General features: G+C 70.9%; 21 protein-coding genes, 6 tRNA genes and 1 pseudogene. 15 read left to right on the top strand and 13 right to left on the bottom strand.

All coding sequences use genetic code 11. From position 1 onward, the window contains the following. A pseudogene (locus B7L92_RS41625) lies at positions 1–206 on the bottom strand (hypothetical protein); the annotation flags it as partial. Positions 207–279: 73 nt separating this feature from the next. Continuing rightward, the gene (locus B7L92_RS22660) at positions 280–630 is read right to left on the bottom strand and encodes a metallopeptidase family protein (RefSeq protein WP_004986297.1); all 351 of its coding nucleotides are present in this window, start codon (positions 628–630) and stop codon (positions 280–282) included. Between the two features lie 84 nt (positions 631–714). Here B7L92_RS22660 and B7L92_RS22655 point away from each other — a divergent pair, with 84 nt between their 5' ends. From B7L92_RS22655 to B7L92_RS22625, 7 genes are all read left to right on the top strand, one after another. Then, positions 715–2,301, top strand: a complete 1,587-nt coding sequence (locus tag B7L92_RS22655; protein ID WP_081239291.1) for a metallophosphoesterase family protein — start codon at positions 715–717, stop codon at positions 2,299–2,301. A gap of 80 nt (positions 2,302–2,381) precedes the next feature. Continuing rightward, a tRNA-Glu gene (locus B7L92_RS22650) sits at positions 2,382–2,454 on the top strand. A 37-nt stretch (positions 2,455–2,491) separates the two neighbouring features. Continuing rightward, a tRNA-Asp gene (locus B7L92_RS22645) sits at positions 2,492–2,566 on the top strand. Between the two features lie 24 nt (positions 2,567–2,590). After that, positions 2,591–2,664, top strand: a tRNA-Phe gene (locus B7L92_RS22640). 116 nt (positions 2,665–2,780) lie between these two features. Beyond that, on the top strand, positions 2,781–6,788 hold the full coding sequence (gene hrpA, locus B7L92_RS22635; RefSeq protein ID WP_081239290.1) for an ATP-dependent RNA helicase HrpA: 4,008 nt from the start codon (positions 2,781–2,783) through the stop codon (positions 6,786–6,788). A gap of 131 nt (positions 6,789–6,919) precedes the next feature. Continuing rightward, a tRNA-Asp gene (locus B7L92_RS22630) sits at positions 6,920–6,994 on the top strand. A 297-nt stretch (positions 6,995–7,291) separates the two neighbouring features. After that, entirely contained in the window at positions 7,292–7,507 is a 216-nt protein-coding gene (locus B7L92_RS22625) for a DUF6274 family protein (protein WP_081239289.1), read from the top strand. A gap of 453 nt (positions 7,508–7,960) precedes the next feature. Here B7L92_RS22625 and bldC read toward each other — a convergent pair whose 3' ends face one another. After that, entirely contained in the window at positions 7,961–8,167 is a 207-nt protein-coding gene (gene bldC, locus B7L92_RS22620) for a developmental transcriptional regulator BldC (RefSeq protein WP_003949541.1), read from the bottom strand. Between the two features lie 530 nt (positions 8,168–8,697). After that, positions 8,698–9,540, bottom strand: coding sequence for a DUF8083 family protein (locus B7L92_RS22610; RefSeq protein ID WP_081239288.1), 843 nt, complete (start codon positions 9,538–9,540; stop codon positions 8,698–8,700). Between the two features lie 246 nt (positions 9,541–9,786). Between B7L92_RS22610 and B7L92_RS22605 the strand changes: the two genes are divergently transcribed. Beyond that, positions 9,787–10,875 (top strand): Leu/Phe/Val dehydrogenase, encoded by a 1,089-nt coding sequence (locus B7L92_RS22605; RefSeq protein ID WP_081239287.1) that lies wholly within the window; start codon positions 9,787–9,789, stop codon positions 10,873–10,875. A gap of 329 nt (positions 10,876–11,204) precedes the next feature. Then, the gene (locus tag B7L92_RS22600; protein WP_004986289.1) at positions 11,205–11,453 is read left to right on the top strand and encodes a DUF3073 domain-containing protein; all 249 of its coding nucleotides are present in this window, start codon (positions 11,205–11,207) and stop codon (positions 11,451–11,453) included. Positions 11,454–11,546: 93 nt separating this feature from the next. Here the strand turns inward: B7L92_RS22600 and purM are convergent, their stop codons facing one another. The 9 genes from purM to purS all read right to left on the bottom strand — a co-directional run bounded on the left by purM (position 11,547) and on the right by purS (position 20,307). Next, a complete protein-coding gene (gene purM / locus B7L92_RS22595) occupies positions 11,547–12,626 on the bottom strand; it encodes a phosphoribosylformylglycinamidine cyclo-ligase (protein WP_081239286.1) in 1,080 nt (359 codons plus the stop codon). 33 nt (positions 12,627–12,659) lie between these two features. Next, positions 12,660–14,186, bottom strand: a complete 1,527-nt coding sequence (purF, locus tag B7L92_RS22590; protein ID WP_016825573.1) for an amidophosphoribosyltransferase — start codon at positions 14,184–14,186, stop codon at positions 12,660–12,662. A 62-nt stretch (positions 14,187–14,248) separates the two neighbouring features. Further along, complete coding sequence (locus B7L92_RS22585) at positions 14,249–14,692, bottom strand: META domain-containing protein (protein ID WP_081239285.1); 444 nt, start codon at positions 14,690–14,692, stop codon at positions 14,249–14,251. A 59-nt stretch (positions 14,693–14,751) separates the two neighbouring features. Then, entirely contained in the window at positions 14,752–15,549 is a 798-nt protein-coding gene (locus B7L92_RS22580) for a maleylpyruvate isomerase family mycothiol-dependent enzyme (RefSeq protein ID WP_081239284.1), read from the bottom strand. A 9-nt stretch (positions 15,550–15,558) separates the two neighbouring features. Further along, complete coding sequence (locus B7L92_RS22575; RefSeq protein ID WP_081239283.1) at positions 15,559–16,443, bottom strand: M23 family metallopeptidase; 885 nt, start codon at positions 16,441–16,443, stop codon at positions 15,559–15,561. A 28-nt stretch (positions 16,444–16,471) separates the two neighbouring features. Next, the gene (locus tag B7L92_RS22570) at positions 16,472–16,972 is read right to left on the bottom strand and encodes an ArsR/SmtB family transcription factor (protein ID WP_081239292.1); all 501 of its coding nucleotides are present in this window, start codon (positions 16,970–16,972) and stop codon (positions 16,472–16,474) included. 130 nt (positions 16,973–17,102) lie between these two features. Next, positions 17,103–19,361, bottom strand: coding sequence for a phosphoribosylformylglycinamidine synthase subunit PurL (purL, locus tag B7L92_RS22565; RefSeq protein ID WP_081239282.1), 2,259 nt, complete (start codon positions 19,359–19,361; stop codon positions 17,103–17,105). After that, positions 19,358–20,038 carry a phosphoribosylformylglycinamidine synthase subunit PurQ gene (gene purQ, locus B7L92_RS22560; RefSeq protein WP_004986279.1) on the bottom strand — a complete coding sequence of 227 codons (681 nt, stop codon included), beginning with the start codon at positions 20,036–20,038 and terminating at the stop codon, positions 19,358–19,360. Before purQ ends, purL begins: the two co-directional genes overlap by 4 nt. After that, complete coding sequence (gene purS / locus B7L92_RS22555; protein WP_004986278.1) at positions 20,035–20,307, bottom strand: phosphoribosylformylglycinamidine synthase subunit PurS; 273 nt, start codon at positions 20,305–20,307, stop codon at positions 20,035–20,037. Before purS ends, purQ begins: the two co-directional genes overlap by 4 nt. 352 nt (positions 20,308–20,659) lie before the next feature. Between purS and B7L92_RS22550 the strand changes: the two genes are divergently transcribed. The 6 genes from B7L92_RS22550 (at position 20,660) to B7L92_RS22525 (ending at position 24,579) form a co-directional block, all read left to right on the top strand. After that, on the top strand, positions 20,660–20,977 hold the full coding sequence (locus B7L92_RS22550) for a histone-like nucleoid-structuring protein Lsr2 (RefSeq protein WP_081239281.1): 318 nt from the start codon (positions 20,660–20,662) through the stop codon (positions 20,975–20,977). Between the two features lie 143 nt (positions 20,978–21,120). Further along, positions 21,121–21,192 (top strand) — tRNA-Gly (locus B7L92_RS22545). Positions 21,193–21,311: 119 nt separating this feature from the next. Next, positions 21,312–21,384, top strand: a tRNA-Gly gene (locus B7L92_RS22540). Between the two features lie 130 nt (positions 21,385–21,514). Further along, entirely contained in the window at positions 21,515–22,495 is a 981-nt protein-coding gene (locus B7L92_RS22535; RefSeq protein ID WP_081239280.1) for an ABC transporter ATP-binding protein, read from the top strand. Then, entirely contained in the window at positions 22,492–23,277 is a 786-nt protein-coding gene (locus tag B7L92_RS22530; RefSeq protein ID WP_081239279.1) for an ABC transporter permease, read from the top strand. The genes B7L92_RS22535 and B7L92_RS22530 overlap by 4 nt, the downstream gene beginning before the upstream one ends. 27 nt (positions 23,278–23,304) lie before the next feature. Next, positions 23,305–24,579, top strand: a complete 1,275-nt coding sequence (locus B7L92_RS22525; RefSeq protein ID WP_081239278.1) for a sensor histidine kinase — start codon at positions 23,305–23,307, stop codon at positions 24,577–24,579. Positions 24,580–24,611: the final 32 nt, after the last annotated feature.

The following is a 24,611-nucleotide window of genomic DNA, read 5'->3' as shown; positions in this document are numbered from 1 at the left end:
GTGTCGGCCGCCGTGGCGTCACGGCCCGCCCCGCCGCCCGACACCGCCGGTTTCCCGTCCGACGTCCCGTCGCCCTGCCGCCCCGCCGAACTCGACGGCTCGGCCCTCCCGCCCGCGCCGTCCTCGCCCACGCTCATGCAACCGGCGGCAGCGACGAGGGCCACCGTCGTGGCGGCCAGGCGGGCGGATACGTACAAGGGGCGCACGGGGCCACCTCCGGTCGGAGTGCGGGGACTACATGCCCAACTCCCTCCACCCGCAAGAGGACACGCGAACGGTCTATCCGTAGCCGAGAGCGTGCAGCCGGGCGTCGTCGATCCCGAAGTGATGCGCGATCTCGTGCACCACCGTGATCTCCGTCTCCGCGACCACGTCCTCCCGCGTCTCGCACATCCGCAGCGTCGGCCCGCGGTAGATCGTGATCCGGTCCGGCAGCACCCCCGCGTACCACTCGCCCCGCTCCGTCAGCGGGGTCCCCTCGTACAGCCCGAGCAGCTCCGGATCGTCCGCCGGCGGCTCGTCCTCCACGAACACCGCCACGTTGTCCATCAACCGCGTCAGCTCCGGCGGGATCCGGTCCAGCGCCTCGGCGACCAGCTCCTCGAACATCTCGCGCGTCATCTCCAGCACAGAGCCATTCTCGGACACGAGCCGTCCGTACGAGATCCCCCACGCCCTCGCATATCCGGTCTCGCGCTTGGGCATACGGGACCAATGTCCCGCGTCCCCTCCGCAGTCGTGAAGATCCGGCACCGCCTCCGAAGGGCTCCGCGCGTCCCCACCCGCCGCACCCGTCGGCCCGCTTCCGCACCGCTCGCCCTCGCCCCGCGTCCCCGCCGCCCCCTGGTCCGCGCCCTGGGGCTCGTCGCCGTGGTCGTCCTAGGCGCCTGGCTCGGCCTCCTCGTCGTCGGCAACGTCCGGGTCCCCGTCGGCCCCATGGACACCACCATGACCCTGCGCCCCTCCCTCACCGGCGGCACCAAAATCAACATCTCTCCCCTGGGCGCCCTCCAACTGGACAGCCACACCGCCCCCGTCCGCCTGGACGTCAACGTCGACCAGCTCGACCCCACCCGCGCCCAGGCCCTCGTCGACCACCCCGAACGGTTCTCCGGCCTCCAGGACGAGGTCGCCCACGACATCACCCGCGGCACCGCCGACCTCGCCGTGCGCTCCGGCGTCGCGGTCGTCACCGGCGCCACCGCGCTCGGCCTCGCCGTCTACCGGCGCCCCCGCCGCGCCCTCGCCTCCGGCGGCCTCGCCCTCGCCCTCCTCGCCGCGTCCGGCGGCACCGCCTACGCCACCTGGAACCCGGACTCCGTCCTCGAGCCCAAGTTCTCCGGTCTGCTCTCCTCCGCCCCCTCACTCGTCGGCAACGCCCGCAGCATCGTCACCGAGTTCGACGTCTACCAGCAGGAACTGGCACGCCTGGTCACCAACGTGACCAAGCTCTACGACGCCACCTCCACCCTCCCCGCCTACCAGCCCGACCCGACCACCATCCGGGTCCTGCACGTCTCCGACATCCACCTCAACCCGGCCAGTTGGAAGATCATCGCCTCGCTGGTGGAGCAGTACCGGGTGGACGTCATCGTCGACTCCGGCGACACCATGGACCACGGCACCGCCGCCGAGAACGGCTTCCTGGACCCCATCGAGGGCCTCGGCGCCCCCTATGTCTGGGTCCGCGGCAACCACGACTCCCTCGTCACCCAGCGCTACCTCGAACGCATGAAGAACGTCCACGTCCTGGACGACGGCCGGGCCACGACCATCGCCGGACTGCGCTTCGCCGGCATCGGCGACCCCCAGTTCACCCCCGACCGCTCCAAGGCCTCCGGAGCCGAGCAGTCCCAGGAGCTCGCGGGCGCCCGCCTCGCCTCCGCCCTGCGCGACCAGCGGGCCGCCGGCACCCCCGTGGACGTGGCCGTCGCCCACGAACCGTCGGCCGCCCGCGAGGTCGACGGCACCGTGCCCCTGGTCCTGGCCGGCCACATCCACCGCGAGAAGACCGAGGTCATGAAGTACGGCACCCGCCTCCGCATCGAGGGCTCCACCGGCGGCAGCGGCCTGCGCGCCGTCGAGGGCAAGTACCCCGACCCGATCGAGGCCTCGATCCTCTACTTCGACCGCGACACCCGCCGCCTCCAGGCCTGGGACTCCATCGAACTGGGCGGCCTGGGCCGGACGACGGCAGAGGTCAGCCGCCACCTCCCGAAGGAGAACCAGCCGGGCGCGACCACCTCGCCGTCCACCTCGCCGACCCCCTCTCCCGCCACCCCCTCGACGAACTCCCCGTAAACCGTTTTGGCGATCCCTCTCCCCATCCCATATGCTTCTCACGTCCCCGACGCGCTGAGAAGCGCCCAGGCGGGCCGATAGCCCTCATCGTCTAGCGGCCTAGGACGCCGCCCTTTCAAGGCGGTAGCACGGGTTCGAATCCCGTTGGGGGCACGCACCACCCTGTGCGACACTGTCGTACGACACGCTTGGTCCTGTGGAGCAGTTTGGAGTGCTCGCCACCCTGTCAAGGTGGAGGCCGCGGGTTCAAATCCCGTCAGGACCGCTGATGTTTCACGTGAAACATCGCGGCTGGGTAGCTCAGTTGGTACGAGCGTCCGCCTGAAAAGCGGAAGGTCGCCGGTTCGACCCCGGCCCCAGCCACAGCAAAGGCCCCGATCTTCGGATCGGGGCCTTGTTGGTGCGTACTGCCGAATGGTCGACATCGGCGGCAAAAGCGTTCGCCAGGAATTTCCCGAGGATGAGATCCTGAGTCCCGTATGTCCACGCATCCCGCCCCCGCCCCCGCCCTCGGCGCCCTCGCCTCCCGCCTGACCGAGCTGTCGCTGCGCGACGCACACCGGCTCGGGCGCAGGCTGGAGGGTGCGCGCAAGATCCGTAAGCCGGAGGCCCGGGCCGCCGTACTCGCCGAGATCGAGACGGAGACCGTCCGGGCCGAGGAGCGGATGGCCGAGCGACGCCTCCGTGTGCCGGAGATCCGCTACCCCGAGCAGTTGCCGGTCAGCCAGAAGAAGGACGAGATCGCCGAGGCCATCCGCGATCACCAGGTGGTGATCGTCGCGGGTGAGACCGGTTCCGGCAAGACGACGCAGATCCCGAAGATCTGCCTGGAGCTGGGCCGGGGCGTGCGGGGCATGATCGGGCACACGCAGCCCCGCCGCATCGCCGCCCGCACGGTGGCCGAGCGGGTGGCGGAGGAGTTGGAGACCCCGCTGGGCGAGGCCGTCGGCTGGAAGGTCCGTTTCACCGATCAGGTGAACCCGGACGCCACCTTCATCAAGCTGATGACCGACGGCATCCTGCTCGCCGAGATCCAGACCGACCGCGAACTGCGCGCCTACGACACGATCATCATCGACGAGGCGCACGAGCGGTCCCTGAACATCGACTTCCTGCTCGGCTACCTGGCGCAGCTGCTGCCGAAACGCCCGGACCTGAAGGTCGTCATCACCTCGGCGACGATCGACCCGGAGCGCTTCTCCCGGCATTTCGACGACGCCCCGATCATCGAGGTGAGCGGTCGCACGTATCCGGTGGAGGTCCGGTACCGCCCGCTCCTGGAGGAGGACTCGGACGACGCCGACCGGGACCAGATCACCGCGATCACGGACGCCGTCGAGGAGCTGATGGCGGAGGGGCCCGGCGACATCCTGGTCTTCCTGTCCGGGGAGCGGGAGATCCGGGACGCGGCGGACGCCCTGACGAAGAAGCAGTACCGCCGCGCCGGAGGCGCCGACGTGCACGGCGTCGAGGTGCTGCCGCTGTACGCCCGGCTCTCGCACGCCGAGCAGCACCGGGTCTTCCAGCGGCACAGCGGCCGGCGGATCGTCCTGGCGACCAACGTCGCCGAGACCTCGCTGACGGTGCCGGGCATCAAGTACGTCATCGACCCCGGTTTCGCCCGTATCTCGCGCTACAGCCACCGCACCAAGGTGCAGCGCCTGCCGATCGAGCCGATCTCCCAGGCGAGCGCGAACCAGCGCAAGGGCCGCTGCGGGCGCACCTCGGACGGCATCTGCATCCGCCTCTACAGCGAGGACGACTTCCTGTCCCGTCCGGAGTTCACGGACGCGGAGATCCTGCGGACGAACCTGGCCTCCGTCATCCTGCAGATGACCGCGGCCGGCCTGGGCGACATCGAGAAGTTCCCGTTCATCGATCCGCCGGACCACCGCAACATCCGTGACGGTGTGCAGCTGCTGCAGGAGCTGGGCGCGCTCGACGCGACGCAGAAGGACCCGCGCAAGCGGCTGACGGAGACGGGCCGGAAGCTGGCCCAGCTGCCGGTGGACCCGCGACTGGCCCGCATGGTGCTGGAGGCGGAGCGCAACGGCTGTGTCCGTGAGGTCATGGTCGTCGCCGCGGCGCTGTCCATCCAGGACCCGCGGGAGCGGCCCGCCGACAAGCAGACGCAGGCCGATCAGCAGCACGCCCGCTTCCGGGACGAGACGAGCGACTTCCTCGCCTACCTGAACCTGTGGCGCTACGTGCGGGAGCAGCAGAAGGAGCGCGGCTCGTCGTCGTTCCGGCGGATGTGCAAGCAGGAGTACCTGAACTTCCTGCGCATCCGTGAGTGGCAGGACATCTACACGCAGCTGCGCACGGTCGCCAAGCAGATGGGCATCCACCTCAACGACCAGGACGCCCCCGCCGACCGCATCCACGTCTCCCTCCTGGCCGGTCTGCTGTCGCACATCGGCATGAAGGACGTGAAGGAGTCGAAGGACTCCGGTCCGGGCGGGCGCAAGGACGGCGGCCGGAACGAGTACCTGGGCGCCCGCAACGCCAAGTTCGCGATCTTCCCGGGTTCGGCGCTGTTCAAGAAGCCCCCGCGCTTCGTGATGTCGGCCGAGCTGGTCGAGACGTCCCGTCTGTGGGCCCGGGTCAACGCGAAGATCGAGCCGGAGTGGGTCGAGCCGCTCGCCGAGCACCTGATGAAGCGCACGTACAGCGAACCGCACTGGGAGAAGGACCAGGCCGCGGTGATGGCGTACGAGAAGGTGACGCTGTACGGCGTCCCGATCGTCGCGCAGCGCAAGGTGAACTACGGCCGGATCGACCCGGAGGTGTCGCGGGAGCTGTTCATCCGCAACGCGCTGGTCGAGGGCGACTGGCGTACGCACCACAAGTTCTTCGCCGCCAACCGCCGACTCCTCACCGAGGTGGAGGAGTTGGAGCACCGTGCCCGGCGCCGGGACATCCTGGTGGACGACGAGACGCTGTTCGACTTCTACGACCAGCGGGTCCCGGAGCACGTGGTCTCGGGCGCCCACTTCGACTCGTGGTGGAAGCGCAAGCGGCACGAGCAGCCGGACTTCCTGGACTTCGAGCGGGAGATGCTGATCCGGGAGTCGGCGGAGGCGGTCACGAAGGCCGACTATCCCGACACGTGGCAGCAGGGCCCGCTGAAGTTCCGGGTCACGTACCAGTTCGAGCCCGGGGCGGATGCCGACGGGGTGACCGTCCACATCCCGCTCCAGGTGCTCAACCAGGTCACCGACGAGGGCTTCGACTGGCAGATCCCGGGTCTGCGGGAGGAGGTCGTCACGGAACTGATCCGTTCGCTCCCCAAGCCGATCCGCCGGAACTACGTGCCCGCGCCGAACTACGCGAAGGCGTTCCTGGAGAAGGCGGTGCCGCTCCAGGAGCCGTTGACCACGACCATGGCGCGTGAGCTGAAGCGCATGGTCGGCGTTCCCTTCGGCGCGGAGGACTTCGACTGGTCGAAGGTCCCCGACCATCTGAAGATCACTTTCCGGATCGTCGACGAGCGGCGCCGCAAGCTCGCCGAGGACAAGGACCTCGAGGCGCTGAAGCTGCGGCTCAAGCCGAAGGCCCGCAAGGCCCTTTCACAGGCGGCCGCCGCGACGGCGGAGCGCCGGGGCGGCGAGTCCCTGGAGCGCACGGGGCTGACGGAGTGGACCATCGGGACGCTCACCCGCGTGTTCGAGACCCGTCGGGCCGGCCAGCCGGTGAAGGCGTATCCGGCGCTGGTCGACGACGGGGACACGGTCTCCGTCCGTCTCTTCGACACGGAGGCCGAGCAGGCGGAGGCGATGTGGAAGGGCACGCGCCGGCTGATCCTGCTGGGGATTCCGGTGAACCCTGCGAAGTTCGCGTCCGAAAAGCTGTCGAACGCTCAGAAGCTCGCGCTGTCCGCGAATCCGCACGGTTCCGTCCAGGCCCTGTTCGACGACTGCGCGATGGCCGCGGCGGACAAGCTGATCGCGGACTTCGGCGGGCCGGTGTGGGACGAGGAGTCGTACCGGAAGCTGTACGACAAGGTGCGCGCGGAGATCGTCGACACGACCGTCCGCGCGGTGGACCAGGTGCAGCAGGTGCTGGCCGCCTGGCAGGCCTGTGAGCGCCGTCTGAAGGGCGTGCGCAGCCCGGCGCTGCTGCCGAACCTGCAGGACGTGCGGAAGCAGCTGGACGCGCTGGTGCGGCCGGGCTTCGTGACGGAGACGGGCCTGCGCCGTCTGCCGGACCTGATGCGTTATCTGGTGGCCGCGGACCGCCGTCTGCAGCAGATGCCGACGAACGTGCAGCGGGACACGACCCGTATGGCGAAGGTCCACGAGATGCAGGACGAGTACGCGTGGCTGCTGGAGCAGATGCCGCAGGGCCGGCCGGTGCCCTCGTCGGTGCGGGACATCCGCTGGATGATCGAGGAGCTGCGGGTGAGCTACTTCGCCCACGCGCTGGGGACGGCGCATCCGGTCTCGGACAAGCGGATCGTGAAGGCGATCGACGCGGCGGTTCCGTGACGGAAACGTGACGGGGCCGACGCGGAGAGTGAGTTCGACCTGGCGGCCCACCCTCCTGTACAGTCTCTTCTCGCAGCGCAACGCGCACGAAGTCCACTGAGCGGCTTTGTCGCACGGGCCCTGCGAAACCTGGTCCTGTGGAGCAGTTTGGAGTGCTCGCCACCCTGTCAAGGTGGAGGCCGCGGGTTCAAATCCCGTCAGGACCGCCGTAGAGAAGAAGGCCCGCGCCCGCAAGGGACCGCGGGCCTTCCGCATGTGGGGGCGGCGCTCCCGCCCGCGCCCTCGCCTTCTCCCTGACCTCCCCCTCCCCCTCTCCTGCCTCTGCGCCTTCTCGCCCTACGCGCCGTCAGGTCCTTCTCCCGCGCGTTCTCCCCTCTTCCGCGGTTCTCCCGCTCCGAGGCGCTGCGCGGCCCTTACGGGGCCCTCCTGGCGTCTTGACGGGCCGGCGTTCCGTCGGTACCTCAGGAGCAGGGTCCCTCTCCGTACGGCCGTGGAGGTGGCGCATGGGGGAATCGGCCAGGCACGAGACGCGGGCGTTGCTCCGCGCGCACCTGTCGGCCGCGTCGTCGTACCGGCACCTGACCCGCCACTGCCCGATCTGCCACCGCCTGCACCGGCTGGCGATGGAGTCGGCGCCGGACCCCACCGCGTCCGCCGAGGACGAGAACGTCCCCGACTCCCCTTCCCACGAGCCCGGTTCGCCCGCGCACTCCCTTTAGCGCATATGCCACAGCACCGACAAGCCGACCGGTATGTGACGGGTGTCACCGCATGAGTTTCAGGAAGTGCGGTACTTACGCCCCTCCTACAACAGGTCAATTTAATATGTACAATTGCACCACTCGGAGAGGTCCGCGCCGTCGACCGCGCAGGTGGCCCGCGGTCGCCCCGCGGAGTCCGGCCGGCCCGCACACCGGACCGCCCCTCCCGCTCCGCCGACCGGGGCCGGGACCGGGCCCGAGGCACCCGCGACCGGCGCGCACACAAAAGATCGCGCTGGACCCGGCGGAGTCCAGCGCGATCGACGACGCACCCTTGTTCAGTTGTCCGAAGAGCTCTGATCGGCTTGGGCGAGGGGCCTGTTGGGGCAGTCCCCGCGTCGCTTGGAGCTAGGGTTTCGAGCGCCTCGGCCAGTTGGGGGACCAGCCGGTTCGCCCGGATTGTTCAGTTGTTCAGGCCTCGCTGCGCTGCTGCGGAATGCCCGCGAGCAGGGCGCGGACCTCGGCTTCGCGGTAGCGGCGGTGCCCGCCGAGCGTGCGGATCGACGTGAGCTTGCCGGCCTTCGCCCAGCGCGTGACCGTCTTCGGGTCGACGCGGAACATGGTGGCGACCTCAGCCGGGGTCAGCAGCGGCTCGGCATCAGGGGTGCGAGCGGTCATGAGCGGCCTCCTCGGGAGAACCGAACCTTCTCGGTTCTTTCCTCTAAATTCTGCACCTTGACCCGCGTTGCCCGAAATGGCGGACGCGAGTCGAGTCGGTTATAGGACGAACGGCTTGTCCTCGGCACTACAACTACACCATCTGTCCAGCCGCGTCGGCCAAACCGATGGAATTGCCCTCCCAGGTGTTCATCAGCCGCGGAAGCCGATGGACCATGCCATAGCGGACAGTCACGCCGGTGTGACGATCAGTCACACCGGCGATCAGGAGGCACCGGACCCCCCAAAGCGTGCAATGCTGAGATTCCGCCCACAATGGCGCACAGCGGGACGGAGGAGCCCTCCCCGGACTCCTTGTCCTATTTTGGCATGAGGAGGGGCAAGCGGCGCAAGGGCCGCGTACGTGCGGTCCGTCACGCTTGACGCGCTTGGGGCATACGCCCAAATCGACGCCTACGTCCGTTGTCGGGTCCGGGTTGACGGAACCTCAGGGCGAAGACAAAACCCCAAGAAGGGCGTTTGGTCAAACGTCAGTTCGCCGAGCGCAGGTCCCGTACCGACCGCCACCGGTCGACCAGCCGCCCGTACGCGGCGCCCGCGCCCTCGTCGTCACCGCGGCGCAGCGCCGCGATCCCCTCGGCCACGTCCGCCGCCGAGTGGTCGTCCTCCAGCGCGCCGGACGGCAGGGCGTGCACCAGACCGCCGTAGTCCAGCTCGACCAGGGAGCGCGGGTGGAACTCCTCGAGCCAGCGACCGACATCGACCAGGCCGTCGATCAGCAGCCCCTCCTCCACCGCGTCCCGCAGGGCCCGCAGACCCCGCGCGACCCGCCGCCGGGCCTGGACCATGGGCGTCCGGTAGCGCAGGACGGGCGCCTCGTCGGCGGAGCCCTTGGCGTACTCGCGCTCCTCGTCCGCGAACAGCACGAACCAGTTGATCGGCACCTGCCAGGTGGCGGTGCGGATCCAGGGCCGGGCGTCGGGGTGGTCGGTCAGCCAGCGCTCGTAGTCCTGGGCCGCCTGGCGGCGCAGGACCGGGGGCAGCAGCGCGTCGAGGACCGGCGGGGGGAAGTCCTCGGCGAGTTCGCCCAGGGCCTGCCAGCCGCGCAGCCGGGTGCGCCAGGGACAGACGTGGACCACGCCGTCGCTCTCCAGCACGAACGCGTCGTCGCTTTCGTGAACCGGCACCGGCACCGGCGGCGTGGGCACCAGGTCGGTCAGCGCCCGGCGGAGTTCGTCCTGGTAGGAGGGGCGGTCGGGGCGGTGGGCGTAGCGGGCCCAGTGGTCGCGCTCCGGCTCGGGAAAGGCGGCCAGCGGTTCGTACACGCGCAGGTAGGTCGTGTAGGGGACGATCACCGAGGTCACCTTGGGCACGCCTGCTCCCTCCCCCGAGGACCGCCGTGAAAACCTGCCGGCCCCTCACACGGATGCGCGGGAAATCCATGCAAATCGTCGCACGGCGGTACTCCGGTCGGAGGTGATCCCCGCCACGGTACGCCCCGCGAGCGCCTCAGGCTCTACCCTCGTGCTCACAGTCCCGCCACCCTCCCCACTGCCACAAGCGCGGGGACCCGGGGAGACTGTTCCCACCCCGCCGCTACTTACTCAGGAGTCACCACAGTGACCGACGTATCTGACGGCGTCCTGCACACCCTGTTCCGTTCGGACCAGGGCGGCCATGAGCAAGTCGTGCTCTGCCAGGACCGTGCCAGCGGCCTCAAGGCCGTGATCGCCATCCACTCCACCGCCCTGGGCCCCGCCCTCGGCGGTACGCGCTTCTACCCGTACGCGACCGAGGAGGAGGCCGTCGCCGACGCGCTGAACCTCGCGCGCGGGATGTCGTACAAGAACGCCATGGCCGGTCTCGACCACGGCGGCGGCAAGGCCGTGATCATCGGCGACCCGGAGCAGCTCAAGAGCGAGGAGCTGCTGCTGGCCTACGGCCGGTTCGTCGCCTCGCTCGGCGGTCGGTACGTCACCGCCTGCGACGTGGGGACCTACGTGGCCGACATGGACGTCGTGGCCCGCGAGTGCCGCTGGACCACCGGCCGCTCCCCCGAGAACGGCGGCGCCGGCGACTCCTCGGTGCTCACCTCCTTCGGCGTCTACCAGGGCATGCGGGCGGCCGCCCAGCACCTGTGGGGCGACCCGTCGCTGCGGGAGCGCACGGTCGGCGTCGCGGGGGTCGGCAAGGTCGGCCACCACCTGGTGGAGCACCTGCGGGCCGAGGGCGCCCGGGTCGTGATCACCGATGTGCGCGAGGACGCCGTGCGGCGGATCCTCGACCGGCACCCCGAGGGCGTCTCGGCGGTCGCCGACACCGAGGCGCTGATCCGGACCGAGGGCCTGGACATCTACGCCCCGTGCGCCCTGGGCGGCGCGCTGAACGACGACAGCGTGCCGGTGCTGACCGCCAAGGTGGTCTGCGGCGCCGCCAACAACCAGCTCGCCCACCCGGGGGTGGAGAAGGACCTCGCCGACCGCGGGATCCTCTACGCGCCGGACTACGTGGTGAACGCCGGCGGGGTCATCCAGGTCGCCGACGAGCTGCACGGCTTCGACTTCGACCGGTGCCGGGCGAAGGCGGCGAAGATCTTCGACACCACGCTCGCCATATTCGCACGTGCGAAGACGGATGGGATTCCGCCGGCTGCCGCGGCCGACCGGATCGCCGAGCAGCGGATGGCGGAGGCGCGCCCGGTGGCCTGACACCCGGGGCACGAGGTGTGCGCGGGCGCCCGGCAGCGGGCGCCCGCGCGCGTTCGGCCGGTACCCGCCGGGGGCACTTGGAGAGAACTCTCACTTCTCCCGGCGGGTCGACCGCCGATAAGTGGTTAAAATCGCGTTTGACCAGCGAGGACGGGATGTCTCGAGGGTCTGGGCGCGGGCACGTCATGCGGGCGACGTACCGTATGGGCGCGGGCTCAGGTACCGTGGAAGCTCTACAGACCGGACTCTCCGAGGAGAGTTCGTTCTGGACCATGAACGCGTGTCAAGACTCTGGGGCCGTCGAGCCCCGTCGTTGAGGGGGTCGAGCCATGGGGCGCGGCCGGGCCAAGGCCAAGCAGACGAAGGTCGCCCGCCAGCTGAAGTACAACAGCGGTGGGACGGACCTTGCACGCCTGGCCGAGGAGCTGGGCGCATCGACGTCGAACCAGTCACCGAACGGTGACCATTTCGAGGACGATGAGCGAGACGACGACCTGTACGCACGGTACGCCGATCTCTACGAGGACGACGACGAGGACGAGGACGGCCAGTCCCCGCAACAGCGTCGCGGCGCTTGACCTTGCACTGAGCATCAGCCCGGTCGGTGATTCCGGTCACCGACCGGGTTTCATGCTGCCCGCCCGTCGCACGCGCGGGCAGCATTCCGGTGCTCAGTCCGCGTAGTCACCCACGAGGGCCGCGCCGGTCGTGTGCTCGCCCCGGCCGGTGATCTCGCCGGCCACCCAGGCGTCCACACCGCGGTCGGCCAGCGTCGCCAGCGCCACGTCCGTGGACTCCTGCGGCACGATCGCGATCATGCCGACGCCCATGTTGAGGGTCTTCTCCAGCTCCGCGCGCTCGACCGAACCGGTCCTGCCGACGAGGTCGAAGACCGGGGCCGGGGTCCAGGTGGAGCGGTCGACGACCGCGTGCAGCCCGTCCGGGACGACCCGGGCCAGGTTGGCCGCGAGGCCGCCGCCGGTGACGTGGCTGAAGGCGTGCACCTCGGTGGTGCGGATCAGGGCCAGGCAGTCCAGCGAGTAGATCTTGGTGGGCTCGAGCAGTTCCTCGCCGAGGGTGCGGCCCAGTTCGTCGATCCGGCGGTCCAGGTCGAGTCCGGCCCGGTCCAGCAGCACGTGCCGGACGAGGGAGTACCCGTTCGAGTGAAGTCCGGAGGACGCCATGGCGATCACCGCGTCGCCCTCGCGGATGCGGTCCGCGCCGAGCATCCGGTCGGCCTCCACGACGCCCGTACCGGCGCCGGCGACGTCGAAGTCGTCCGGACCGAGCAGGCCCGGGTGCTCGGCCGTCTCACCGCCGACCAGGGCGCATCCGGCCAGCACACAGCCCTCGGCGATGCCCTTGACGAGGGCGGCGACGCGTTCGGGGTGGACCTTGCCGACGCAGATGTAGTCGGTCATGAACAGCGGCTCGGCACCGCACACCACGATGTCGTCCATGACCATGGCGACCAGGTCGTGGCCGATGGAGTCGTACACGCCCATCCGGCGGGCGATGTCGACCTTGGTGCCGACGCCGTCCGTGGCGGAGGCGAGCAGGGGTCGGTCGTAGTTCTTCAGGGCGGAGGCGTCGAAGAGGCCGGCGAAACCGCCGAGGCCGCCGAGGACCTCGGGGCGCCGCGTCTTCTTCACCCACTCCTTCATGAGCTCGACGGCGCGGTCGCCCGCTTCGATGTCGACGCCCGCCGCTGCATAGCTGGCGCCGCCCCCGGCAAGAGGTGTTTGGGACATGACTGTGAGAGCTTTCGTGTCGTCCGGCAGGGCTTACGGGCGGCGGATCGCGTCGACCGCGGCCGGGGCGGCGGTGCCGGCGGCCAGCTCGGTCTCCAGGAGCTGCTTGCCGAGGAGCTCGGGGTCGGGCAGCTCCATCGGGTACTCGCCGTCGAAGCAGGCGCGGCACAGATTCGGCTTGGCGATGGTGGTCGCCTCGATCATGCCGTCGATGGAGATGTACGCCAGGGAGTCGGCGCCCAGCGAGGTGCCGATCTCGTCGATGGTCATCCCGTTGGCGATGAGCTCGGCGCGGGTGGCGAAGTCGATGCCGAAGAAGCAGGGCCACTTCACGGGCGGCGAGGAGATCCGGATGTGGACCTCGGCGGCGCCGGCCTCGCGGAGCATGCGGACCAGGGCGCGCTGGGTGTTGCCGCGGACGATCGAGTCGTCGACGACGACCAGGCGCTTGCCCTTGATGACTTCCTTGAGCGGGTTCAGCTTCAGGCGGATGCCGAGCTGCCGGATGGTCTGCGAGGGCTGGATGAAGGTCCGCCCGACGTACGCGTTCTTGACCAGGCCGGCGCCGAAGGGGATGCCGGACTCCTCGGCGTAGCCGATGGCGGCCGGGGTGCCGGACTCGGGGGTCGGTATGACCAGGTCGGCCTCGGCCGGGGCCTCCTTGGCGAGGCGGCGGCCCATCTCGACGCGCGAGAGGTACACGTTCCGGCCGGCGATGTCGGTGTCCGGGCGGGCCAGGTAGACGTACTCGAAGACACACCCCTTGGGCTTCGCTTCCGCGAATCGGGAGGTGCGCAGTCCGTTCTCGTCGATGGCGACGAACTCGCCCGGCTCGATCTCGCGGACGAAGCTGGCGCCCGTGATGTCGAGGGCGGCGGTCTCGGAGGCGACCACCCAGCCGCGCTCCAGGCGGCCGAGGACCAGCGGGCGGATGCCCTGCGGGTCGCGGGCCGCGTAGAGGGTGCCCTCGTCCATGAAGACGAGGCTGAAGGCGCCCCTGACCTTCGGGAGGACGACGTGCGCGGCCTGCTCGACCGTCACCGGTTCGCCGTCGGCGGCGCGCTGGCCGGCCAGCAGGGCGGTGATCAGGTCGGTGTCGTTGGTGGCCGCCACCTTCGGGGCGCGGCCGTTCTCCTTGGGGAGTTCGGCGACCATCTCGGCGAGCTGCGCCGTGTTGACCAGGTTGCCGTTGTGGCCGAGCGCGATGGATCCGTGCGCGGTGGCGCGGAAGGTCGGCTGGGCGTTCTCCCACACGGAGGCGCCGGTGGTCGAGTAGCGGGCGTGTCCGACCGCGATGTGACCCTGGAGCGAACCGAGCGAGGTCTCGTCGAAGACCTGGGAGACCAGGCCCATGTCCTTGAAGACGAGGATCTGGGAGCCGTTGCTGACCGCGATACCCGCGGATTCCTGGCCCCGATGCTGGAGGGCGTAGAGCCCGAAGTACGTGAGCTTGGCGACCTCTTCACCCGGGGCCCAGACACCGAAGACGCCGCAGGCGTCCTGAGGGCCCTTCTCACCGGGGAGCAGGTCGTGGTTGAGTCGTCCGTCACCACGTGGCACGTCATCGAGTGTAGGCGAGGCCGAGCGCTGGTCCGAATGCGGGATGTGCCCCCACCGGTGGATCACTCGGCGGCGAAGGCGGTGACACGGGTGCCGTTTTCGCTGGTCAGCGTCAGGTTTCCGGAATCGATCCGGTAGGCGACCGTGCCGCCGAAGAGCCGCAGCAGGGTCCTCTCGGCGTCCATGAGTGAGTCTTCGCACATCATTCGGGTCGTGGCGGGCGCGCCGAGGGTGATATGGCCGTCGCGGACGGTGGCGCCGGCGCCGACGTCGTTGCAGCCGAGGCTGCCGGAGACGGTGCCCTTCCCGTCGAAGGCGAGGTGGGCGCGGCCGCCGGCCTCGGGGAGGGCGACGGTCCACCGGACACCGGTGAGCGGTCGCGCCGCCTCGGCGGAGCCGCTGCCGCGGCCCGCGCCCGCCCGTTCGCCGCCGCAGGCCGCCACGAGCGGGAGGAGCACGGCGGCGGCCACCAGGGTCCTGCGCCGCTGCTGCCTCTGCGTGTCCATGCCCGTCCGACGGGGGCGGGGAGGAGACGGTTCCCTTCCTCTCCCGCCGCCCTCACGGGTCACGCCAGCAGCGGCAGGTACGGCGCGAGGTCCGCCCGTTCCCCGCTCGCGCTCACCTCGGCGTCGGCCACGGCGTCCCGCCAGGCCTTCCGCCCGGTGGCCAGCCGGATCCAGGTCAGCGGGTCGGTCTCGACGACGTTGGGCGGGGTGCCGCGGGTGTGCCGCGGTCCCGGAACGCACTGCACGACGGCGTACGGCGGGATCCGCACCTCCGTCGAGCCGCCGGGCGCCTTCGCGGCGAGCGTGTCGGCCAGCAGCCGGGTGCAGGCGGCGAGGGCCTGGCGGTCGTGGGGGACGTCCAGTCCGGGCACGGCGGCGTTCAGGTCGTCGGTGTGGACGACGAGTTCGACGGTGCGGGTGACCAGGTAGTCGGCCAGCGGCAGGGCACCGGCGCCGGTGGCGAGCAGTCTCGTGCCGGGGTGGAGGGCGAGGTCGGCGGTGAAGCGCTCCTCGGCGGCGGCGAGGTGGGCGTCCGGGTCCGGGTGGCGCTCGGCCTGCTCGCGGGCGTGGCCGGCGATGTCCGGAGCCTCGGCGGCGATCGCGAGCGGCCAGTCGGTCAGCGTCCCGTCCTGTGCGGCCGGCTCCGGGAGGTCGATCAGGCGGGCGACCGCCCCCAGGGACTCCCCGAGGTGCGCGACCAGGTCCCGCACCGTCCAGTCCCCGAGCCGTGTGGGCAGCGCGAGCTGCTCGGGGGTGAGGGTGCGCACGGCGGCCCGCACGTTCCCGAACTGGGCCAGCACCGCGGCACGGATCTTGACGGGGTCGTAGGAGCGGGTGCGTCTCTTCGCCGGTGGCATGGGAGGAGCCTATGCGGGACGGAAGGGGAAGTCGGAGGGCTCCGGGAGGGAATCCGGCGCGGGGGCGGCCGGCGCCGGCTCCGGTACGTCGAACGTCTCCCCGTTGCGCGGTACGCCGATGCCGCGCCAGGTGAACGGGACGCCGCGCGCGGTGTCCGGGTCGGGGCCGTCCATCAGCTGGAAGTGCAGGTGCGGCTCGGAGGAGTTGCCCGAGTTGCCGCAGCGGGCGAGCACCTGCCCGGCGCGCACCGTGTCGCCCGCGCGGACGGCGAGGGAGCCGCGGCGCAGGTGGGCGTAGGCGGCGTGGGTGCCGTCGCCGAGGTCCAGGACCAGGTGGTTGCCGAGGATCCGGCGGACCCCGGACATCTCGCGCACCGAGCCCTCGATCAGCATCAGGTACAGCAGCCCGGGCAGCGAGGTGCGGCTGAGGTGGTCGCGCTGCCGGTCGTCGGCCCGGACGACCGTGCCGTCGGCGACCGCGTGCAGCGGGGCGCCGAACGCCGGGAAGTCGGTGGGGCGACGGGCGAGCGGCCACAGCGGGGAGAAACCCGGGCGGGCGCCCGGCTCGGGTTCGGCGACGACGTCGATGGCGTACGTCTGGCCGTAGGCGTGGACGCCGTGGCTCGGGGTGCGGTCGGCCGGGCTGTTCAGCGCGGACCAGCGGCCGGTGACCGGCGGGGCGACCTCGACCGGCTCGCGGGCGGCGCGCGGGGCGTCCGGAGCGCCGCCGCCCCACCGGTTGACCACGGTGATCAGGAGGTAGGCCAGGACCAGCGGGAGGAAGTTCCACCACCGGGGGTGTCCCCAGTCGAAGCAGAGGTCGGCGGCCACCAGGGCGACGAAGCCCAGCTGCAGGCCCCGGAAGACGGTCATGGCGAGTTTGCGTGCGGACATGGTTCCCCCTCGATCGCGATGTCCCCGGTCAGTCGCGCGCCGCCGACAGCACCACCAGCAGCGGTACGACCCGGCCCGGCGGCACCTCGTGGCGGCCGCGGCCGGTGGTGTGCAGCCAGCCGGCGCCGGTGAGCTGGCGCAGGTGGTGGTAGATCTGGCCGGTCGTGCCGACCCCGTCCAGCTCGGCGAGCTCGGCCGCGGTGCGCCGGCCGCCGACGATCTCGCGGAGCAGCCGCAGCCGCACCGGGTGACCGAGCGCGGCGAACGCCTCGGCGGCGGCCGGCCAGTCGTCGTTCAGCAGCCCTTCGGTGAGCGCGCCGTGCTGCCACTCGTACCGCTCGCCGGTGGGCAGCCGGACCGCGCCGGTGAACAGCACGCCTCCGTCGGCCGCCTCGATCCCGGCGAGCCGGTCCTTCCAGCCCTCCAGGGCCCAGAAGTCGCCTTCGCCGGGGCGGGGTGCGCCGCGCCGGTCCGCCTCCAGTGCCGCGAGGCGGCGTTCGAGGTCGGCGACGCGCTCTTCGAGTTCCACGGTCACGAGATTACGTAACTACGTAATTTCGTGCAAGCGAACGCGGAGACACGCCGAAGCCCCCGCCCGGCAGCGGCCGGGCGGGGGCTTCGTACGAACAGGCGGGGCGGGAGGAGCGGGCCGGCGGCGATCAGGCCAGCAGCGCCGGGATCGTCCTCTCGTGCACCTCGCGCAGTTCCCGGAGGGTCAGCGCGAACTCGCCCTGGACCTCCACGGTGTCCCCGTCGACGACGCCGATGCGGGCGGCCGGGAGGCCGCGCGCGCCGCACATGTCGTTGAAGCGGACCTCCTCCGAGCGCGGTACCGCGACGATCGCGCGGCCGGCCGACTCGGAGAACAGGAAGGTGAAGGCGTCGAGCCCGTCCGGGACGACCAGACGCGCGCCCTTCTCCCCGAGCAGCGCCGACTCGACGACCGCCTGGATCAGACCGCCGTCGGACAGGTCGTGCGCGGAGTCGATCATGCCGTCGCGGGAGGCGGCGATCAGGATCTCGCCAAGCAGCCGCTCGCGCTCCAGGTCGACCTGCGGGGGCAGACCGCCGAGGTGGTCGTGGACGACCTGGGACCAGGCCGAGCCGCCGAACTCCTCACGGGTGTCGCCGAGGAGGTAGAGCAGCTGGCCCTCCTCCTGGAAGGCGGCCGGGGTGCGACGGGCCACGTCGTCGATGACGCCGAGGACCGCGACCACCGGGGTCGGGTGGATGGCCGTCTCGCCGGTCTGGTTGTACAGCGAGACGTTGCCGCCGGTCACCGGGGTGCCGAGCTGCTGGCAGGCGTCCGCCAGGCCGCGCACGGCCTCCGCGAACTGCCACATCACCGCGGGGTCCTCGGGCGAGCCGAAGTTCAGGCAGTCGGAGACCGCGAGGGGCTTGGCACCGGTGGTCGCCACGTTCCGGTAGGCCTCCGCCAGGGCCAGCTGCGCGCCCGTGTACGGGTCGAGCTTGGCGTACCGGCCGTTGCCGTCGGTGGCGATCGCGACGCCGAGGCCGGACGCCTCGTCGATGCGGATCATGCCGGAGTCCTCCGGCATGGCCAGCACGGTGTTGCCCTGCACGAAGTGGTCGTACTGCTGGGTGATCCACTGCTTGGAGGCCTGGTTGGGCGAGCCGACGAGCTTCAGGACCTGGTCCTTGAGCTCCTCGGACGACCGCGGCCGGGGCAGCTTGTTCGCGTCGTCGGCCTGGAGCGCGTCCTGCCACTCGGGGCGGGCGTAGGGGCGCTCGTAGACCGGGCCGTCGTGGGCGACGGTGCGCGGGTCGACGTCGACGATCTTGCCGCCGTGCCAGTAGATCTCCAGGCGGTCGCCGTCGGTCACCTCGCCGATGACGGTGGCGATGACGTCCCACTTGTCGCAGATCTCGAGGAAGCGGTCGACCTTGCCGGGCTCGACGACCGCGCACATGCGCTCCTGCGACTCGCTCATGAGGATTTCCTCGGGCGAGAGGGTCGAGTCGCGCAGCGGGACGTCGTCGAGGGTGACGCGCATGCCGCCGGAGCCGTTGGAGGCCAGCTCGGACGTGGCGCAGGACAGACCGGCCGCGCCGAGGTCCTGGATGCCGACGACCAGCTTCTCCCGGAAGGCCTCCAGGGTGCACTCGATGAGGAGCTTCTCCTGGAAGGGGTCGCCGACCTGGACGGCGGGGCGCTTCGACGGCTTGGCGTCGTCGAAGGTCTCGGAGGCCAGGATCGAGGCGCCGCCGATGCCGTCGCCGCCGGTGCGGGCGCCGTACAGGATGACCTTGTTGCCCGCGCCGGAGGCCTTGGCGAGGTGGATGTCCTCGTGCCGCATCACGCCGATGGCTCCGGCGTTGACCAGCGGATTGCCCTGGTAGCAGGCGTCGAAGACGACCTCGCCGCCGATGTTGGGCAGGCCCAGGCAGTTGCCGTAGCCGCCGATGCCGGCGACGACGCCGGGCAGCACCCGCTTGGTGTCGGGGTGGTCGGCGGCGCCGAAGCGCAGCGGGTCCACGACGGCGACCGGGCGGGCGCCCATCGCGATGATGTCGCGGACGATGCCTCCGACGCCGGTGGCCGCGCCCTGGTAGGGCTCGACGTAGGAGGGGTGGTTGTGCGACTCGACCTTGAAGGTGACCGCGTAGCCCTGGCCGACGTCGACCACACCGGCGTTCTCGCCGATGCCGACGAGCAGGGCGTCGGACTCGGGGGCCTTCTCGCCGAACTGGCGGAGGTGGACCTTGGAGGACTTGTACGAGCAGTGCTCGGACCACATCACCGAGTACATGGCGAGTTCGGCGCCGGTGGGTCGGCGGCCGAGGATCTCGACGATCCGCTCGTACTCGTCCTTCTTCAGGCCGAGTTCGGCCCAGGGCAGCTCGACGTCGGGGGTCGCGGCCGCGTGCTCGACCGTGTCCAGAGGCGTCCGGCTCATGCGTTGACCAGCTTCTTGAGGATCGAGGTGAAGAACGGGAGTCCGTCGGTACGGCCCGTACCGATCAGCGACTCGACGGCGTGCTCGGGGTGCGGCATCAGGCCGACGACGTTGCCCGCCTCGTTGGTGATGCCGGCGATGTCGTTGAGCGAGCCGTTGGGGTTGAAGTCGAGGTACCGGAAGGCGACACGGCCCTCGGCCTCCAGCTCGTCCAGCGTGTACCGGTCGGCGACGTAGCGGCCGTCCATGTTCTTCAGCGGGATGTGGATCTCCTGGCCGGCCGTGTAGTCGGTGGTCCAGGCGGTGTCCGCGTTCTCCACCCGCAGCTTCTGGTCGCGGCAGATGAAGTGCAGGTGGTCGTTGCCCAGCATGCCGCCGGGCAGCAGGTGCGCCTCGGTGAGGATCTGGAAGCCGTTGCAGATGCCGAGGACGGGCAGGCCCGCCTTCGCCTGCTCGATGACGGTGTCCATCACCGGCGAGAACCGGGCGATGGCCCCGGCGCGCAGGTAGTCGCCGTAGGAGAAACCGCCGCACAGCACCACGGCGTCGACCTGCTTGAGGCTCTTGTCCTTGTGCCAGAGCGCCACGGGTTCGGCGCCGGCGACCCGGATCGCGCGCTGGGTGTCCCGGTCGTCGAGGCTGCCGGGGAAAGTGACGACGCCAATACGAGCGGTCACTTCACGGCCTCCGCGACTGCCTCTTCCGACTCCACCCGGACGGTGAAGTCCTCGATCACGGTGTTGGCGAGGAAGGATTCCGCAAGATCGTGGATGCGGGCGAGCGCGGCCTCGTCGACCGGCCCGTCAACTTCCAGTTCGAATCGCTTTCCCTGACGGACGTCCGAGATCCCTTCGAAACCCAGCCGCGGCAGTGCGCGCTGCACCGCCTGGCCCTGGGGGTCGAGGATCTCCGGCTTGAGCATGACGTCGACTACGACGCGTGCCACTGGCACTCCCGGTGTGTGGTGCTGAGCAGGTTCCTTCAGACTACCCGCACAAAATTTCTACGCGAGTAGAGTTGGAGGAATCTACGTGAGCACGATCACGATCGGGTGACGCGAGGAGGCGTCGGGGAAAAGATCCGGGAAAGATCCGCGTTCTCTCGCCCATCTCTATTGCGCCACGGACACGCGGACAGATTTAGTCGGGCTTCACAATGCATTGCCGGGCACTGTACAAATGAATTGCCATTAGCAGATACTTTGCCCGATTACAGGCGAACAGACGGCATCTCGGTGACGTCCCGGCACGTCATCACGGACGTCCGGACCGAGATCCCGCACGAAGGGACCGATATTCGTGGCGCAGAAGGTCGTGGTCACTCTCTTTGACGACATCGACGGCTCGGAAGCGGCGGAGACGATCGCCTTCGGACTCGACGGCAAGTCGTACGAGATCGATCTGAACGAAGCCAACGCCGGCGAACTGCGGAAGGCGCTCGCGCCGTACGTGGAGGCCGGACGCAAGCGGTCGCGCTCGGGCAGGGCGTACCGGCAGACGGAGGTCGCCCCCGACCCCGCGGCCGTGCGCGCCTGGGCACAGGCGAACCGGATGGACGTCCCGGCGCGCGGGCGGATCCCCAAGAAGGTCTACGAGGCGTTCGCCGCCGCACGGTGAACGGCCGGCACCCGCGGAGCCGTCCCTCGACGGCCGGTCACCCGCCCCGTGGCACAACCGACTTGCGCACCACCCCAGGTGATCAGCTAGAGTCTGGAGCACGCCGCGGGGCAAGGCCGGAAGGCCCGGCCCACGGAGTACATGCGGGTGTAGTTCAGTAGTAGAACATCCCCCTTCCAGGGGGAAGGCGCAGTGTGCAATTCCTGTCACCCGCTCTACACGGCCGTACCGTCCCCTCGTGGGAGGCCTCCCCGATCGAGCACTGTCGAGAGCTCGGGGGAGGATCAGGTAGGCTGGTGCGTGCACCGATCGGTGAAAGCCGGTCGGGAGCCATGCGGACGTAGCTCAGTTGGTAGAGCGCAACCTTGCCAAGGTTGAGGTCGCGAGTTCGAGCCTCGTCGTCCGCTCGGGAAGAAGGCCCCGGTCCATCGGACCGGGGCCTTCTCGTGTGCGCGCTCCCGGCCGTCTGACATTTGTCATGCCCGGTGATGACAGCCCGCACTGCCGCCCCCTTCACGGCTCGACGATGATTGAGCCATGCAAGCAAATGGGCACGAGCACGTGATAGAGGTCACTGGCCTGCGACGTGTGTACGGGGACGGGTTCGAGGCGGTGCGCGGGATCGACTTCTCCGTGCGCCGCGGGGAGATCTTCGCGCTGCTGGGCACCAACGGCGCCGGCAAGACGTCGACGGTCGAGCTGCTGGAGGGCCTCGCCGCGCCGGCCGGCGGCCGGGTGCGCGTCCTCGGGCACGACCCGTACACCGAGCGGGCCGCCGTGCGCCCCCGCACCGGCGTGATGCTCCAGGAGGGCGGTTTCCCCTCCGAGCTGACCGTCGCGGAGACCGCGCGGATGTGGGCCGGATGCGTCACCGGGGCGCGCCCGCCGCGGGAGGCGCTGGCACGGGTCGGGCTGGAGAAGAAGGCCGACGTGCGGGTGAAGCAGCTCTCCGGGGGCGAACGGCGGCGGCTGGACCTGGCCCTCGCCCTGCTCGGCGACCCCGAGGTGCTCTTCCTGGACGAGCCCACCACCGGACTCGACGCCGAAGGACGCCGGGACACCTGGGAGTTGGTGAGCGCGCTGCGCGACGGCGGCACGACGGTGCTGCTGACCACCCACTACCTGGAAGAGGCCGAGAACCTCTCCGACCGGCTGGCGATCCTGCACGAGGGACGCATCGCCGCCACCGGCACCCCGGCCGAGGTGACGGCCGCGCAGCCGTCCCGGATCACCTTCGAACTGCCCGAGGGCTACTTCCTCGGCGACCTGCCGCCGCTCGACGAACTGGGCGTGTGCGGGCACGGGGCGGACGGACGGCTGGTCCGGCTGCAGACCCGTGAGCTGCAGCGGGCGGCCACCAGGCTGCTGGTGTGGGCCGAGACGGCCGGAGTGGAGCTGCGCCGCCTGGACGTGCGGTCGGCGTCCCTGGAGGAGGCGTTCCTGGGGATAGCGAAGGAGGCGTCCGCGGAGACGGGGACGCAGCGGACGAAGCAGATGAAGCAGGAGTACGCGGCATGAGCGGCACGACCCCGACCGTCACCACACCGATGAGCCGGATGGCCGCCCTCGCCCGCGCCGAACTGACGCTGTTCGGACGGAGCAAGGGAACGCTCGTCGCCGCGCTGTTCGTCCCCCTGGTCCTGCCGGTGAGCGTGGCGGCGACGGCCGAGGAGATGGACCTCGCCGGGGCCGGGCTGACCGTCGGCGCCGTCGTGCTGCCCGCCGCGATCGGCTTCTCGCTGCTGTTCGCCGTCTACTCGGCCCTCGTCGGCGCCTTCGTCGCCCGGCGCGAGGAGCTCGTCCTCAAGCGGCTGCGCACCGGCGAGCTGAGGGACGCCGAGATCCTGGCCGGGTCGGCCCTGCCGGCCGCCGCCACGGGGCTCGCGCAGTCGCTGCTGCTGGCCGCCGGCTGCATGGTGCTGCTGGACATGGCGGCCCCCTCGGCCGTCCATCTGGCGGTACTGGGGCTGCTGTTGGGGCTGGTGATGTGCACGGCGCTCGCCGCCGTCACCGCGAGCTTCACCCGGACCGCCGAGAGCGCCCAGGTCACCCCGATGCCGCTGATGCTGGTCTCCATGATGGGCTCCGGGATGATGTTCCCCCTGGAACTGTTCCCCGACCGGCTCGCCTCCTTCTGCGAACTGCTGCCGCTCACCCCCGTCATGACCCTGATCCGCGGCGGCTTCACCGGCGGCCTGTCGGCGTCCGAGACGCTGACCGCCCTGGTCACGGCGGTGGCCTGGACCGCGTTCGCGGTGTTTGCTGTACGACGGTGGTTCCGCTGGGAGCCGCGGCACTGACGGAGGCGGAAGCGGGGAGGGCGGACCATGCGCAGGCCGGGTGGCTGGTGGGGGCGCAAGAGCACCCCGGCGAAGGTCGAGACGTACACGCGGTGGTCGTACCACTTCTTCGCGCTGTTCGAATTCGCGATGGCCGGCCTGCCGGTGGCCGGGCGGCTCGGGCCGGCCCCGACGGCTCTGCTCCTGGTCCTGGTGGCCGCGCACAGCGCGGTCTGCGCGGTGACCGCCTCACGGGCCCTGGACTGGCTGCGGGGGCGGCGGGACCAGCCGCTGAGACTGCTGTGGGTGCTCGGCGCCCTCACCGCGGTGGTCGCCGTCACGGTCGTCGCGGTCTGCGAGCACGGCCCGGCGGACGAGGACACCGGCAGCGTGGCCGGCGGGATCTTCGGGATCGTCCTGGTCTTCGGCATCGGGAACATCGCGCTCGGCGTGCGCAGCCGGCGGCGGGTGTTCGCCTCCGTGGTGGGCTTCGCGGCGGGCGCGGGGCTGGTGTCCTTCCCCTTCGGGGCATCCGGCCCGACCGCCCTGGCCGTCGCGGCGATGGTCCTGGTGGGCGGCGGTTTCCTCGCCTTCACCTCCGTGTTCTCCGTCTGGCTGCTCAACGCCGTCTACGAGCTCGACGAGGCGCGGGAGACCCGCACCCGGCTCGCCGTCGCGGAGGAACGGCTCAGGTTCGGGCGGGACCTGCACGACGTGATGGGCCGCAACCTCACCGTGATCGCGCTGAAGAGCGAGCTGGCCGTCCAGCTCGCCCAGCGGGAACGGCCGGAGGCCGTGGCGCAGATGGTCGAGGTGCAGCGGCTGGCGCACGAGGCGCAGCGCGAGGTGCGCGAGGTGGTGCGCGGCTACCGCGAGGCCGACCTCGCCGGCGAACTCGCGGGCGCGCAGGGCGTGCTGACCGCCGCCGGCATCGACTGCACGGTCACCGGCCCGGCGACGGGACTGCCCGCGCCGGTGCAGTCCGCGCTCGGGTGGGTGGTGCGGGAGGCGGCCACGAACGTCCTGCGGCACGGGGACGCGCGGTGCTGCGCGGTGGAACTGCGGATACGGGAGGGCCGTGTGGTGCTGACGGTGGAGAACGACGGGGTGCCGCAGGCCGAGGCACCGGGCCGGGGGTCCGGACTCGTCGGGCTGCGCGAGCGGCTGGCGGAGATCGGGGGGACGCTGCGGGCCGGGCCCACCGGGGACGGGCTGTTCCTGCTGACCGCCGAGGTCCCGCTGCCGGCGCACTCCGGCGAGGCTCCCCCCGCGGCGGCCCCGGCCGCCCACACCCCCCTTCCCCTGAGCGAGGTCACCCCATGACGGCACCCCGGCCCCTACGACTGCTGCTGGCC

It is taken from the genome of Streptomyces viridosporus, assembly GCF_002078235.1.
Taxonomy (GTDB): Bacteria; Actinomycetota; Actinomycetes; order Streptomycetales; family Streptomycetaceae; genus Streptomyces; species Streptomyces viridosporus.
Note: the sequence above shows the minus strand (reverse complement) of the source record. Positions and strands in the feature narration are given on the sequence as shown.